At 62.0% G+C, this 14230-nt stretch carries 14 protein-coding genes and 1 riboswitch; of the genes, 11 read left to right on the plus strand and 3 right to left on the minus strand.

Annotated elements, in window-relative coordinates; genetic code table 11:
• The 3 genes from ACMKFF_RS09475 to ACMKFF_RS09485 all read left to right on the plus strand — a co-directional run.
• Positions 1-652, plus strand: a 652-nt coding sequence (locus ACMKFF_RS09475) for a hypothetical protein (protein ID WP_419496778.1), incomplete at its 5' end; no start/stop codon positions are given.
• A 669-nt stretch (positions 653-1321) separates the two neighbouring features.
• Entirely contained in the window at positions 1322-2179 is an 858-nt protein-coding gene (rsmA, locus tag ACMKFF_RS09480) for a 16S rRNA (adenine(1518)-N(6)/adenine(1519)-N(6))-dimethyltransferase RsmA (protein ID WP_419496779.1), read from the plus strand.
• Between the two features lie 555 nt (positions 2180-2734).
• A riboswitch (THF riboswitch) is annotated at positions 2735-2831 on the plus strand.
• A gap of 234 nt (positions 2832-3065) precedes the next feature.
• On the plus strand, positions 3066-4112 hold the full coding sequence (locus tag ACMKFF_RS09485) for a folate family ECF transporter S component (RefSeq protein ID WP_419496780.1): 1047 nt from the start codon (positions 3066-3068) through the stop codon (positions 4110-4112).
• Positions 4113-4668: 556 nt separating this feature from the next.
• Here ACMKFF_RS09485 and ACMKFF_RS09490 read toward each other — a convergent pair.
• The 3 genes from ACMKFF_RS09490 to ACMKFF_RS09500 are packed head-to-tail and all read right to left on the minus strand — an operon-like array spanning position 4669 to position 7723.
• Positions 4669-5871 (minus strand): sensor histidine kinase, encoded by a 1203-nt coding sequence (locus ACMKFF_RS09490; RefSeq protein WP_419496781.1) that lies wholly within the window; start codon positions 5869-5871, stop codon positions 4669-4671.
• On the minus strand, positions 5868-6545 hold the full coding sequence (locus ACMKFF_RS09495; protein ID WP_349135377.1) for a response regulator transcription factor: 678 nt from the start codon (positions 6543-6545) through the stop codon (positions 5868-5870). Before ACMKFF_RS09495 ends, ACMKFF_RS09490 begins: the two co-directional genes overlap by 4 nt.
• Positions 6545-7723, minus strand: a complete 1179-nt coding sequence (locus tag ACMKFF_RS09500; protein WP_419496782.1) for a class I SAM-dependent rRNA methyltransferase — start codon at positions 7721-7723, stop codon at positions 6545-6547. The genes ACMKFF_RS09495 and ACMKFF_RS09500 overlap by 1 nt, the downstream gene beginning before the upstream one ends.
• 307 nt (positions 7724-8030) lie before the next feature.
• On the opposite strand from ACMKFF_RS09500, the gene ACMKFF_RS09505 reads away from it, so the two are divergent.
• The 8 genes from ACMKFF_RS09505 (at position 8031) to jag (ending at position 14091) form a co-directional block, all read left to right on the plus strand.
• Positions 8031-9095 carry an amidohydrolase gene (locus ACMKFF_RS09505; RefSeq protein WP_419496783.1) on the plus strand — a complete coding sequence of 355 codons (1065 nt, stop codon included), beginning with the start codon at positions 8031-8033 and terminating at the stop codon, positions 9093-9095.
• A gap of 126 nt (positions 9096-9221) precedes the next feature.
• On the plus strand, positions 9222-9362 hold the full coding sequence (locus ACMKFF_RS09510) for a hypothetical protein (RefSeq protein WP_418487935.1): 141 nt from the start codon (positions 9222-9224) through the stop codon (positions 9360-9362).
• Positions 9363-9613: 251 nt separating this feature from the next.
• Positions 9614-10834, plus strand: a complete 1221-nt coding sequence (arcA, locus tag ACMKFF_RS09515) for an arginine deiminase (RefSeq protein ID WP_417325181.1) — start codon at positions 9614-9616, stop codon at positions 10832-10834.
• A 219-nt stretch (positions 10835-11053) separates the two neighbouring features.
• The gene (gene rpmH, locus ACMKFF_RS09520) at positions 11054-11188 is read left to right on the plus strand and encodes a 50S ribosomal protein L34 (protein WP_349135385.1); all 135 of its coding nucleotides are present in this window, start codon (positions 11054-11056) and stop codon (positions 11186-11188) included.
• Between the two features lie 88 nt (positions 11189-11276).
• A complete protein-coding gene (gene rnpA, locus ACMKFF_RS09525) occupies positions 11277-11624 on the plus strand; it encodes a ribonuclease P protein component (RefSeq protein ID WP_367927843.1) in 348 nt (115 codons plus the stop codon).
• Positions 11621-11833: a membrane protein insertion efficiency factor YidD gene (gene yidD, locus ACMKFF_RS09530; RefSeq protein ID WP_349135387.1), complete on the plus strand. Its 213-nt coding sequence runs from the start codon at positions 11621-11623 to the stop codon at positions 11831-11833. Before rnpA ends, yidD begins: the two co-directional genes overlap by 4 nt.
• 66 nt (positions 11834-11899) lie before the next feature.
• Entirely contained in the window at positions 11900-13102 is a 1203-nt protein-coding gene (locus tag ACMKFF_RS09535) for a YidC/Oxa1 family membrane protein insertase (protein ID WP_419496784.1), read from the plus strand.
• A 2-nt stretch (positions 13103-13104) separates the two neighbouring features.
• Positions 13105-14091, plus strand: a complete 987-nt coding sequence (jag, locus tag ACMKFF_RS09540; RefSeq protein WP_419496785.1) for an RNA-binding cell elongation regulator Jag/EloR — start codon at positions 13105-13107, stop codon at positions 14089-14091.
• Positions 14092-14230: the final 139 nt, after the last annotated feature.

A 14230-nucleotide genomic window follows, 5' to 3' on the forward strand; every position in this document is an offset into this window, starting at 1 on the left:
GTATCAGCAGCCGCAGGCTCCAAAGGAGCCGAGCGCCTTCGGCCTTGCAATCAAGGGGCTTCCCCAGCTGTGGCTGAGCTACTGCAAGGACCCCATCGGCACGACGCGCAAGGCCGTGGAAAAGCACGACTTCCTCAGCGGCATCCTGATGGCCGCCGTGACGTACATCGCCGTGTTCTTTGCCACGCTCGTGTATGCGCTGCGCCTGGACTACCATTTTCCGGCCGTCGCATGGCTCGGCGCGAGTCTGCTCATGCCCGTCGCCGGCTTCGGCCTCACGCTGCTGGCCACGCTCGTTCTGACGAAGGTGGCGAAGGTCCCGTCCGATTTTAAGGGAATGCTCGCCTCCTCCGGCCTCGGCATGACGTTCCCCGCAACGCTGGCCGCCGGCTCCATCGTGCTGCTGCTCGTGTACCCCGGCCTCATCTCCCTGCTCGGCGTCGCGTCGTTTGCCGTGTGGGCCGTCGTCACCGTCGGCACACTGCTGCAGGTCTACGGGGTAAAGCTGAACCTCGTAACTATCCTGCTGTGCGTTGCGTTCTGCATCGCCGGCTACTATGTTGTGAGCGGCCTGCGCGACTGGTTCCTGCACGCCTGCTATTCCTACGACATCAACGACGTTCTGTCCGGTCTCGGCGATCTGTTCGGCTGACCCAAAAGGTCCGTCAGGCCCTGCAGGGCTTCTGATCAGAGCTTCCCTAAAAAATGCGCTGCTTCGGCGGCGCATTTTTTATTCGATTTGACATACCGTCTTCGTCAAGTTTGCTACAGAGATATTGTAATTTAGGGCGTATTTTGCATTCCTTTTTCATGTAGCATTGGTTAATTTTGTGGAAAACATCCATGATTTTGTAAAATTATGTAGAGAAAGCTGGTTGGTTTGCACAGAATTTTCTATGCAATCTGCGCATTGACAGGACAGGCCGCCCATCATATAATACGCTTGCAGGAAATAAGTGGTGGAGTCTGTCATAAAGTGTTATGCACTTTATTTATTCCTGCCATGCGCGACACGGCCGAACGGAAGTGGGCATCCGGAACGTTGTGGGAACGCAGCTTGCAAAGGGCAGAACTTCCATGCGGAGCTCTGCCCTTTGTTTATCTCACCCGAGATCATCGGGAGCCGCCTCGACAACGGGGCGGCTTCCGTATTTTTAGGGGCGCTCGGAGAGCGCCATGGAGGCTTGCAGCATGCGCTGCATTGCTTCTGGCGCAAGGCCCCCCAGATTTGTCATTGCGAGGAGGCCGGTGCGGCCGCCGATTCGCAGTTGCAAACCGGCGGCGGTTCTGCTACAATGGGCAGGAAAAGGGGGCGTTTGCCATGCTGGATGTGTGCGATCCGCGCGTGATCCGCGCGCTGCTTGAGAAATACGGATTTCATTTTTCCAAAGCGAAGGGGCAGAATTTCCTGACGCAGCGGTGGGTGCCGCAGCGCATCGCGCAGGAGGCCGGCATTGACCGTTCAACCGGCGTGCTGGAGATCGGCCCCGGCTTCGGCCCGCTGACGCAGGAACTGTGTCTCCGTGCCGGGCGTGTGACGGCCATCGAGCTGGACACGACGCTCCGCCCCGTGCTGGCGGAGACCGTGGGCGAGTTCGACAACCTCACCATCCACTTTGCCGACGCCATGAAAATGGACCTTCCGGCCCTTGTGCAGGCGGAATTCCCCGGCCTGACGCCCGCCGCCTGTGCCAACCTGCCGTATTATATCACGTCTCCGGTCCTGACGCGCCTGCTGGAGAGCCGCTGCTTCTCCGCCGTGACCGTCATGGTGCAGAAGGAGGTCGCGCGCCGCATCTGCGCCGCGCCCGGAACGGCGGACTACTCCGCGTTCTCCATCCTCTGCCAGTACCACGCCGCGCCGGAGCTGCTGTTTGACGTCCCGGCCTCGTGCTTCATCCCGCAGCCGAAGGTGACGAGCGCCGTCGTCTGCCTGCGCACGCGGCCCGCGCCCGCGGACATCCGCGACGAGACGCTGTTCTTCCGCACGGTGCGCGCCAGCTTTGCCCAGCGCCGCAAGACGCTCGTCAACGGGCTGGCCTCCGGCTTTCCGCAGCTGACAAAGGCGGAGCTGACCGACGTGCTGGCCGCATGCGGTCTGCCTGCCAATGTCCGCGGCGAAACGCTCGGCCTCGAGGGCTTCGCTGCCCTGTCCAATGCCATCGGAGAGAGGCTGTAGGGTTCCAGTCGTGCGTTGTAGGGGAGGGGCATGCTCCTCCCGGCGCAATGCTGCCGATCCGTACCGGCTTCCGGCAAAAATGCACCAACCAATTGCGTCTGTAGCGGCGCTCATTGAGCGCCATGCAGGCTGGTAGCATGTGCCGCATGGATTCTGTGGCATGCGGCCACCAAGTTTGTCATTGCGAGGAGGCCGTAGGCCGACGTGGCGCCCTGAGCGCGAAGCGCGAGGAAGTGCCCTTGGGGTGCAATCTCGGGAAGGCAGTTACGTTTTCGCCGGAATCGCCCTGTTATCCTGCCGTGTACTGCGAGATTCCCACGTCGCTTCGCTCCTCGGAATGACACGTCAGGTAGTGCTGTGGTACATCAGTTCCCTCACGCAATTTAATTACCCCGTACAAGGCGCTCCATGAGCGCCGCTACAGGTGCAGAACGCGATCGGTCTGTACGTTTTATCGGCAGTCCGTCCATTCCGGAAAAATTTTCCGCCTTTTGCAAAATTGGGGCTTGCTTTTTCGAAAAAAATCGATACAATAATATCCATAAAACGATGCTGCAGGGAGTAGGAACTGTGCGTTAAGTACCGGTCGGATGGGAGGTTGCCGCCGGGCGAAGGAGCTTCGGCTCCGCGATACGGTTACCGCAACCGCCTGAGCAAGATCCCCGTGCATTCCGGGGATAGCATCGCATATTGAACCTCCTCCATTTTATCGGAGGGTGCATTCGCCACGCTCCGGGGAGTGGCGGATCTTTTTTACCCCCCTGCGCAATGGGGTGCGTCCGCACGCTCTCATTCCGTAAGGAGGAATTTTTTATGTCAACCAAGCTGTTCACCTGCGGCCTGCGCGCGGCCGCCCGTCCGTCATTCCGGAGAGGAGGGATCGGGCATGGCTGCTGAAAAGAAAGTGCTCGCTCCCGGCCTGTATGCCTCGCCGTTTTCCAAGGCCTACTGGCGTGACGCTGCCCGTGAGCTCGGCAAGGTCCGCATGCTCGCCGTCGCGGCCATCCTCATCGCCGTCCGCGTGGCACTGAAGTCCGTCGCCATTCCGATTGCGCCCCCGACGCTGATGATCAACCTCGGCTTTTTCGTCAATGCGCTCGGCGCGATGATCTTCGGCCCGGTCGTTGCTATCATTGCGGCGGCCATCAGTGATACGCTTGGCTGTATCCTGTTCCCGACCGGCGTGTACTTCTTCCCGTTCATCTTCACGGAGATCGCCGGTTCCCTGATCTTTGCTCTGTTCCTGTACCGTGCGCCGCTGACGAACCTTCGCGTGACGCTCTCCCGCTTCTGCGTGAGCTTCTTCGTGAACATCGTCATTCAGACACCGATCATGCTGCTGTATTACCAGATGGTCCTTGGCAAGTCCTATGCGATCTTCGACCTGCCGCGCATCTGCAAGAACCTCGTGCTCTTCCCGATCGAGTCGCTGCTTCTCATCCTGTTCCTGAACGTCATCACCCCGCTGACCTACCGTATGAAGCTGACGTATGAGCCGCCGAAGAAGCTGAAGATCACCGGCCGCCTCGTCGCCTTCCTGCTGGCGCTGCTGATCGTCGGCTCGTGCGCCACGGCGGGCTATGCATGGTATGACTACAACACGCGCAACCACGCCACCTCGCTCGAAAGCGACGAGCGCGCCGCGCTGAACCACAGGCTGGCCGACTATCTCGGCGTGGACGACAACACGCTCGTCCTTGTGAACGTGGTCACGAAGACAGCCTTCCACGACGAAGAGACCGTCACGTTCACGACCTACACCATCACGGGCGAGGTCGACGATCCCGCCGTGCTGTGGACGCTCAAAAACTCCGTCGCCAAGGGCGAGAAGTACGAGGGCATCCTCACCGTCGGCGAGAAGGGCACGGCCGTCCTCAATAAGGCGGATGACAGCCTCATCGAGATTGCCACAGAGGCACCGAAGGAAAAGTAAAAGGTAAACAGGCACAAAAACAAGCTCCCCGGCCATTTGCCGGGGAGCTTGCTGTATTTGCGGCACCGCTTCTATGGCGCAAGGCCCCCAGGTTTGTCATTGTGAGGCCCCAACGGGGCCGTGGCAATCTCATGCAGGCAGTTGCGATTTCGCCGATGGCTTCCCTGTTGTCCGGCCGTGTTCTGCGAGATTGCCACGTCGCTTCGCTCCTCGCAATGACACGTCGGGAGCATTCACCATTATAACGATAGGCTGTTCAGATCGGCAGCATTGCGCCGGGGCCGGCTGTCCGCTCCCCTACAACGGCGTGTGCGGTCGGCGACAGTGCGCACAAATCTGCTGCTGCCAAAGGCGGTCACTGACCGCCGCTACAGACGCAATCGGCTTTTACGTTTTTAACGGCAGCCTGTACGAATTGCAAGTGCCTTCCCGAGATTGCCACGGGCGCGAAGCGCCCTCGCAATGACAAGTCGGGGGCATTCACTATTTTAACGATGGCCTGTACTAGACGCAGGTGCAGCGCCGGGAGCGGCATGCCGCTCCCCTACAACGCACATTATATTGGAATCGTAAAATAGAACGTATTGATGCCGCCGCTGCTCTCGGCCCAGATGCGGCCGCGGTGCGCCTCGGCGATGCGGGCGGCGATGGCAAGGCCCAGCCCGTAGCTGTGGTTCATGGCGCGGACGTGGTCGACGCGGTAAAAGCGCTTGAAAATATCGCGGCACTCCTGCGGAGTGAGCGGCGCGCCGGGATCGGCAACAGACAGCACGCAGTGCCGCCCGCCCTGCCGCACAAGCGTCAGCAGCACCCAGCCGCCCGGCTGGGCGTATTTGCGGGCGTTGTCCAGCAGGATCTCCACGACCTGCCGCAGCTGTGCGGCATTGCCGCGCACACGGATACCGTCCTCCACGCGGGCCGTCAGCGTGTGCCCGGCCTCGAACAGCACCGGCTCGAACGGCAGCAGGGCGTCGTTCACGAGGGCGCTCAGGTCCAGCTCCGTCTGCGCATCCTGCGCGCGCCCGGCATCCACGCGGGCCAGCTCCAGCAGACTCTCCACAAGGCCGCGCATCTGCTGCGACATCGTGAGGATGCTCCCGGCAAAGCGGGAGCGGGCCGGGGCGTCGTAGCCCGGCGCCTGCAGCAGCTCCGCATTCGTCAGAATGACGGTCAGGGGCGTTTTCAGCTCGTGCGAGGCGTCCGCCACGAACTGCCGTTGCTGGTCCCACGCCCTGGCAACGGGCCGCACCAGCCAGCGCGCCAGCAGCAGGCTCATGACGAAGAACACCGCAAGAGCCGCCGCGCTCGCAATGGCCAGCGTGCGGATGAGGCTGTGCAGCGTCGTCGTCTCGGCCGAGGTGTCGGCAAAAACGACGCGCCAGCTCGTGCGCGTGACGACGCGGTAGAACCGCAGGCCGTAATCCGGCACCTCACCGATGTCGTCCTCGGAATTCACGGCGATGTCGATGAGCTTCTGCAGCTTTTCGCGGTCGCTCAGGTCAAAATAGCCGCCGCGCGTCGTGATGATGTCGCCGCGTGCATTGATCTCCAGCGCAAAATACGGCACGCGCGTGCCGTCGTCCAAACCGGGGCTGGAGGCCGTCTGCCAGTTGTTTGCCAGCGCCTCGAGCGTGCGCAGGCTCTCGGCCTCAAGGCTCTGCTGCGTAAAATGCAGCACAAGGCCGAACGTGACGCCCAGCATCACGGTCAGCAGGGCCATGAGGATGCACACGAGCTTGACGCGGAGCTTCCGGATCATACCTCCGCCACCTCCAGATGATAGCCCAGCCGCCGGATGGCCTCGATGCGGACGTTCGAGCCGATGCTCGCGAGCTTTTTCCGCAGGAAGCCGGCGTAGACCTCCACATGATTCTCCACGGCGTTGGAGTCAAAGCCCCAGACGCGCTCGAGCAGCGTCTCCTTCGAGACGTTGCCGCCCTTCGCCTGCAGCAGGATGCGCATGACGTCGAATTCCCGCGCAGACAGGCGCACGCTTTTGCTGCCGCAGCGCAGCATCCCGGCCGAGAGGTCGAGGGCCGTGTTGCCGAACGTCAGCTCGTCGACCTGCTCGCCCTGTCTGCGCAGCAGCGCGCCGACGCAGGCCAGCAGCTCGCGGGAATCAAACGGCTTTGTCAGATAATAATCCGCCCCGGCGTTCAGCCCGGCCACGCGGTCCATGAGATCGGACTTTGCCGTCAGCATCAGGATGGGCACGGCATGGTGCTCCGCGCGCAGGCGGCTGGCGACGGTATAGCCGTCGAGCCCCGGCATCATGACGTCGAGGATCACGAGATCATAGACGTCCGTTTTTGCATATTCCAGGCCGGTCAGGCCGTCGTTCGCCGTATCGACGGAAAAGCCCCGGCCCGTCAGCAGCGTCTGCAGCGAATCAGCCAGCAGGCGCTCGTCTTCTACCACAAGAATTTTCATCATCACAGCACCTGCAGGATACAGCCCTTGAGATACATGGAGTGCTCCTCGCCCAGCGTGGCCGGATGGTCACGCGACTGCATGAGGCGCTCGAGCAGGCGGACCTGCCGCCCCGCGCCCTTCGCGGCCTCCGTGAGCATCTGCTCAAACAGCGGCTGCGTCATGAACTGGCTGCACGAGCACGTCACAAGGAAGCCGCCCGGCTCCGTCAGCTGCATGCAGCGGCGGTTCAGCTCACGATAGCCCCGATACGCGCCGTCGAGGGCGCTGCGGCTCTTGGCAAAGGCGGGCGGGTCGCAGATAACAAGACCGAACTGTCTGCCCTCCTCGCAATCCTGCCGCACGAGATCGAACACATTGGCGCAGACGGTCTCGACACGGTCGGCCACGCCGTTGCGCGCAGCGTTCCCGCGCACCATGGCAAGGGCCGTCTCCGAAACGTCCACGGCCTGCACCCGCGCCGCGCCGTACAGTGCCGCGTGGATGGAGAAGCCGCCCGTATGGCAGCACAGGTCCAGCACCGTCCGCCCGGCGGAATATGGCCGCAGATGGCCGCGGTTTTCCTGCTGGTCGAGGAAGTGGCCGGTCTTCTGGCCGTTTTCGATGTCCACGGCCATGAGGGCGTCGTGCTCACGGATGATGAGCTCCGGTGGGACCGCGCCGTAGACGCAGCCCTTGCGCTGCTCCATGCCCTCCTTTTCGCGCACGGCAAGGTCGTCGCGCTCATAAATGCACTGCGGCCGGAACACCTCGGCCAGAATGGCGAGAATATCATCCCGCATGCGCTCCATACCGAGCGAGACGATCTGGAACGACAGGCAGTCGCCGAATTTGTCCACCGTCAGGCCGGGCAGGCCATCCGGCTCGCCGAAAATGACGCGGCATGCGTTCGAAAAGCCCAGTGCCTGCCGGTTTTCCCATGCCGCACGGATGCGGCGCTCCCAGAATGCGCGGTCGATGATCTCGCCGCGCTCGCGTGAGACGAGCCGCACCGTGATCTTGGAGCGGCGGTTGAAAAAGCCCGTGCCCTGATAGCGCATACGGCTGTCGAGCACCTCGACAAGGCCGCCGTCCTCGCAGGTGTCGTCCGCCCAGTCGATTTCATTGTCATAGATCCAGCAGCAGCCGGCGGCAAGCGTCTCGCCGCGCCGCAGGCAGACCTGTCCCGAGATCCCACTCATTTCCGGTCATTCCTCCATTTTTGACGGCAGTCCCGCGCGGCCCGGCTTCGGCCTGCGGCGGATCTTTTTCGCCGATCCATCGGTTTGGAAGGTTTGGAGTACACAAAGTACGCCTGCACCTTCCAAGCCTCGCCTCGACGGAAAATCTCTCGCCGAAGGCTCTTGCCGGACCGCGCGGGACTGCCCGTTTATTTTCTGCTCATTAAAATTATACGCTCTGGCGTGATTATCAATATTGTACCACAGGCGGGCGCGCATTGCAATTGTCCGGCGGGCGTGATATAATGCGGCAAAAGGGGGAATATCCATGAAGACCTTATCGGAGGACCGCCGCGCGCTGCACCGCATCCCGGAGACAGGCTGCCGCCTGCCGGAGACGGCGGCCTATCTGCGCGGGGCGCTGGCCGAAATGCCCTGCACGCTGCTGGCCCCGTGGGAGGACGCCGTGTGCGCCTATTTTGACCTTGGAAAGGACGAGACCGTCGCCGTCCGCAGCGACATGGATGCCCTGCCCGTGACGGAGCGGACCGGTCTGCCGTTTGCATCCGCCCATCCGGGCCGTATGCACGCCTGCGGGCATGACGGTCATATGGCCATGGTGCTCGGGCTGGCGCGCCGTCTGGCGGCAGGAGAGGTCCGGCCTCAGCGGAACGTCCTTCTGATCTTTGAGCCCGCCGAGGAGACGACGGGCGGCGCTGCGCCAATCTGCGCGACGGGCCTGCTGGAGCGGTATCATGTAACGCGCGTCTTCGGCATGCATCTCTGGCCGGAGCTGCCCGCGGGCGTCATCGCCTCGCGCGCCGGAGCGATGATGTCGCGCTCGTGCGAGCTGACGGTGGAGATCACGGGCCGATCCGTCCATCTGGCCCGCTTTGCCGAGGGCTGCGACGCGCTGGACGCCGCCGCCCGTCTGCTGACACGGCTGTATGCACTGGCCGAGGGCAAGCCCTGCCTGCTGCGCTTCGGCAAAATGGAAAGCGGCAGCGCCCGCAACGCCGTGAGCGACCACACGCATCTTGAGGGCTCGCTGCGCTGCCTGGACGACGGGCTGTATGCCGCGCTCTGGGAGCAGGCGCAGGCCATCGGCTGGGCCGTCGGCGAGGAGACGGGCTGCACCGTGACCATGACGTGCAGCTCCGGCTATCCGCCCGTGACGAACGACGCGGCCCTGCTGGCCGAGGTGCGGAAGCGCTTCCCGATCGCCGAGGCGGAGACGACGTGCATCACGGAGGACTTTTCGGAATATCAGCGCCATGCGCCCGGCGTGTTCTTCTTCCTCGGCACCGGCGGCATCGAGCTGCATGCACCGACGTTCACCTTCCCGGAGGAAATTCTGGACAAGGGAGAAGCGCTCCTGTGCGGGCTCGTATAAAGTGCAGGCCGATCGCCCGGTATAGCCGCTTTTGTAATTGGGAAAACTGAAAGCATCATTGTCTGCCTGTTGCGAAAATGTCCCGAATAATATATAATATTCGGGACAAAAAAGGAGGCGAGCATCGTGGCAAACGGATTCTCAAAGCAAATACGAGAGAGAATTGGAGCCGCAGTCGATGGCACAATTTTTGTGAACTCCGATTTCGCGGATATTGCTGATCAGGAAACGGTCAGAACACGCCTTCGTTCTGAAAATAATTTTTGAGAATATTTATGCCTCTCCCAGATTCTGCGGGAGGGGCATTTTTTCGGAAAAACCGGGCTTTGGAAAACAGTGGAAAAACACGGTGCCGGGAGCTGCAAAAATTTATCCGCATTTTGTTGGATTTCTTGCATGGAAATCCGGAGAACGGAAAGAATTGCGGCAGAAAAAGAATTGCGTTTCGAAAAAAATCGTGATACACTAAGCAAAATCAAAGGCAAACTCAAAAATTTTTGATAAGAGGAGCGATCCGCATGGCCATTGATGTGAGAAGCGAAGTCCGCCCGCTGAAGAAAGTCCTGCTGCAGCGCCCCGGCCGGGAGCTGGAGCAGCTCGTCCCCAATTCGATGGAGCGCCTTCTGTTTGACGACATTCCCTACCTGCGCGGCGCGCAGACGGAGCATGACCGCTTTGCGCAGGTGCTGCGCGACAGCGGCGTGGAGGTCGTCTATCTTACCGATCTGGCCGCGGAGACGCTGGCCCTGAGCGACAGCCTGCGCCGCCGCTTCGTCGAGGACTTTATCCGCAGCAGCGGCTGCGTGGCCGCCAGCTACCGCGAGGCCCTCACGGAGCTTCTGCTGGCCTGTCCCAACACGCGCGAGCTCATCCGCAAGACCATGACGGGCGTCCGCTTCGACGAGCTGCCCCTGCACCAGAACCACTCGCTGGCCTCCCTGCGCAACGACCGCACGCACTTCGTGCTTGAGCCGATCCCGAACCTCTATTTCACGCGCGATCCGTTCGCGTCCATCGGCCGCGGCGTCGCCCTGCACCACATGTACTCCGTCACGCGCAACCGCGAGACGATCTACGGAAACTATATCCTGCACTATCACCCCGACTACGCGGGCAAGGTGCCGTTTTACTACACGCCGGACGAGCCCTACACCCTTGAGGGCGGCGATATCCTGAACCTCAGCGCCGACACAATCGCCGTCGGCATCTCCCAGCGCACCATGCCGGAGGCCGTTGAGCGGCTGGCCTATAATATTTTCCAGGACGAGGCGGGCGAGGTGCGCCGCGTGCTGGCGCTGGATATCCCCAGCACCCGCGCCTTCATGCATCTGGACACCGTGCTGACGCAGATCGACACGGACAAGTTTCTCATCCACCCCTCCATTCTCGACGAGCTGGAGATGTTCGAGCTGACGCCCGGCCGCGGCGGCGCGCCCGTTGCGCGGCGGCTGGACATGCCGCTCGAGGAGGCACTGGCCTCTGCACTCGGCGTCGAGCGCGTCACGCTGCTGCGCTGCGGCGGCGGTGACCAGATCGCGGCCCAGCGCGAGCAGTGGAACGACGGCTCGAACACACTGTGCGTCAGCCCCGGCCGCGTCGTGGCCTATGATCGCAACTATGTCACCAACGGTCTGCTCGAGGAGCACGGCATCGAGGTGCTGCGCATCCCGAGCGGCGAGCTGTCCCGCGGCCGCGGCGGCCCGCGCTGCATGAGCATGCCGCTTTGTAGAGACTGCTGAGTAACCGGAGCAGGTCGTTCCGCAACGGAATCACAGAAAAGCCCGGAATTTTCGCACAAAATTCAAAACTTCCGGTTGACTTTCTACCGGGTGCTGCGATATAATATCAATTGCGCATCCATGCTTGCTTATTGCATCCATGCCTGCGCATGATGATTCTCGATTGCTGCGGCCGGAGTCCGGCTGTTGAGCATAATCTAACAGGAGGTGTACACGAAGATGCTGCGTACCTATCAGCCCAGAAAGCGTCACCGCGCAAAGGTCCATGGTTTCCGCAAGAGAATGGCTACTGCAAACGGCCGCAAGGTTCTTGCCCGCCGTCGTGCAAAAGGCAGAGCCGTCCTGTCCGCCTGAGGAGCCGAGACCGCACCGTCTGCTTGAATTGTAACGTGAAGGGCGAACAGTCTCTGTTCGCCCTTTTGCTTTGCCGGGAGGTTCCGACTTGCTGCATACTGTTTCTCTGAAGGAAAACCATGTTTTCCGCCGCCTGTATCACCGCGGCGCCACGGCGGGCAACCGCCTGCTCGTGGTCTACTGCCTGCGCAACGGCACCGGTCACAGCCGCCTCGGCCTGACCGTCAGTGCCAAGCTCGGCCACGCCGTCGAGCGCAACCGCATGCGCCGCCGCCTGCGCGAGATCTACCGCCTGCACGAGGCGGAGCTCCTGCCGGGCTATGACATCGTGATCGTCGCGCGCAGCCGCGCGATGGAGGCGGATTTCGCAGAGCTGACGCGGGCGTTTCTGACGCTCGCCGGGCGGACGGGCCTGATGCAGGAGGCCGCGCAATGAAGCGCGTCCTGCTGGCGCTCATCCGCTTTTATCGGAAGTATATCTCTCCCGCCTTTCCAGGCAAGTGCCGGTTCATCCCGACCTGCTCGGAATATGGCCTTGAGGCCATCGAAAAATACGGCGCCCTTCGGGGCGGCTGGCTCACGTTCAAGCGCCTGCTGCGGTGCAACCCCTTCAACCACGGCGATTTTTATGATCCCGTGCCGTGATCACCCGGCGGATCTCCGCCCACCCGTTCCGTCCGGCCGCCGTGCGCGGCCAAGAGGAGGCCTTTCATGGATTTTATCCGCGTTCCCTTTGGCTATGTGCTGGAATTCTTCTATGGATTCCTGAATAACTACGGCCTTGCGCTCATTCTGTTCTCGTTCGTTGTCAAGCTGATCCTTCTGCCGTTCAGCGCCAAGAGCAAGAAGAGCATGATGAAGATGTCCCGCCTGCAGCCGCAGCTCAAGCAGCTGGAGCTTGCCTGCGGAGACGACAAGCAGAAATATCAGCAGGAGGTCATGGCCCTCTATAAGTCCGAGGGCGTCAGCATGTACGGCGGCTGCCTGTGGTCGTTCCTGCCGCTGCTGTTCCTTCTGCCGCTGTACACTGTCATCCGTGAACCGCTGCACTACCTGATGCACCTGAATACGGAGACCGTCGATGCCCTCAAGGCCATCGTGGCCACGGAGCAGGGCGTCGAGGTCAGCAAGCTCGGCTACTACTGGCAGTATGGCCCGGCTGCCGATCTGCAGAAATATGCTCTGCAGCTCACCGACGCCTCCATGCGCGAAGCCGTCATGGGCGTCTCGTCCATCAATTTTTCCTTCCTCGGCATCAACCTCGGCCAGATCCCGAGCTGGAAGGTCTGGCAGGCCAAGGGCTGGAGCGATATCGGCGGCTTTATCGTCCCGCTGCTCTCCGGCGGTCTGAACTATCTGTCGATGTTCATCAGCCAGAAGATGAACGGCTCCGTTATCTCCAACGCCAACGGCGAAAAGGACGAAGCCGCCGCCAAGTCTGCCCAGACCAACAAGATGATGAACCTCCTCATGCCGCTCATGTCCATCTGGTTCGGCTTTATCGTCCCGCTCGGCCTGTCGATCTACTGGCTGACGCAGTCGCTGTTCGGCATCGTGCAGGATATGTTCCTCACGAAGCACTACCGCAAGATCTATGACGCAGAGGACGTCGTCCGCCGCGAGAAGGCTGCGCAGCGCGCCGCTGAGGAGGCGGAGAAGGAGCGCATCCGCGCCGCCCGCCGTGCCGCCAACCCCGAGGGCATCACGGAGAACACCAGCAAGAAGAAGCAGCAGCTCCGGGAGCGCCAGGGGCGCGAGGCCGCTGCCAAGGATTTTGAAGCCAAAAAGCGCGCTGCCGCCGGGCTTGCGCCCGAGGAAGCTGCCGAAGTGCTCAGCGGCGATCCCGAGCGTCCCTTCAGCCGCGGCCGCGCCTATTCCTCCGAGCATTACACGAAACATGAGGAGAACGAATAATCATGGAAAAGTTTATCGTCACGACCGGTAAGACCATCGATCTTGCCGTTACGGCGGCGCTGCAGCAGCTCGGTATGGACCGCGACAGCGTGTCCGTCGAGGTGCTGGAGAATGCGAAATCCGGTTTCCTCGGCATCGGCGCTTCGCCCGCCAAGGTCAAGGTGACCTATGAGGTGCCGGACGAGCCCAAGAAGCCCGAGGCTCCGATGAGTGTGCTCTCGTCCGCCTCCCGCTCGAAGCCGAAGGAGCGCCCCGAGATCACCTCGAGCATCATCTCCCGCCCCGGCAAGAAGATCGAGCCGGAGGAGCAGCAGCCTGCCCGCCGCGAGCGCCGTCCGCGTCAGGAGCGCCGCAAGCCGCAGAATGCCGAAACCCCGAAGCAGCAGGAAAAGCCCGCCGAAAAGCCCGTCCGCCCCGAGAAGCAGGAGCGCCCGCAGGCCCCGAAGCAGGAAAAGCCGCGCGCCCCGCGCCCGGAAAAGCCGCAGCAGCCCGCCCCTGCCGCGCCGAAGGAATATGCCCCCGCCCCCGAGGGCTCCATGGAGGAAAAGATCGAGAAGTTCCTCACCGGCCTGCTGACCCACATGAATTCCACCGCCGTGCCCCATGCCTATCGCACGGAGGAGGGCGGCTACCGCGCTGAGCTGGTCGGCGGTGATGTCGGCATGCTCATCGGCCGCCGCGGCGAAACGCTCGACGCCATCCAGTATCTGACGAGCTATGCCATCAACCGCGACAACGAGACGCGCGTGCGCGTCAGCGTCGACGCGGGCGACTACCGCCTCAAGCGCGAGGAAGCGCTGCAGCATCTGGCCGCCAAGATGGCGGGCAAGGCCGTGAAGTACCACCGCAACTTCACCCTCGAGCCGATGAATGCCTATGAGCGCCATGTCATCCATGCCGCTCTGCAGGATTATCCCGAGGTCACGACCTTCTCCACCGGCTCTGAGCCGCACCGCCGCATCGTGGTGGCTTACGCCAAGGAAAAATAACCGAGTAGGAGGGACGTTTAGTCCCGTCCTCTCACACCACCGTGCGTACCGTTCGGTACACGGCGGTTCAATCGCATAAGTGCACAGACTCGTACCGGTCTAGGATACTGTAGTATCCTGCCCGTGCGAGTCTTTCTTT

The sequence above is a fragment of the Faecousia sp. genome (genome assembly GCF_048519415.1).
GTDB lineage: Bacteria > Bacillota > Clostridia > Oscillospirales > Oscillospiraceae > JAZOXB01.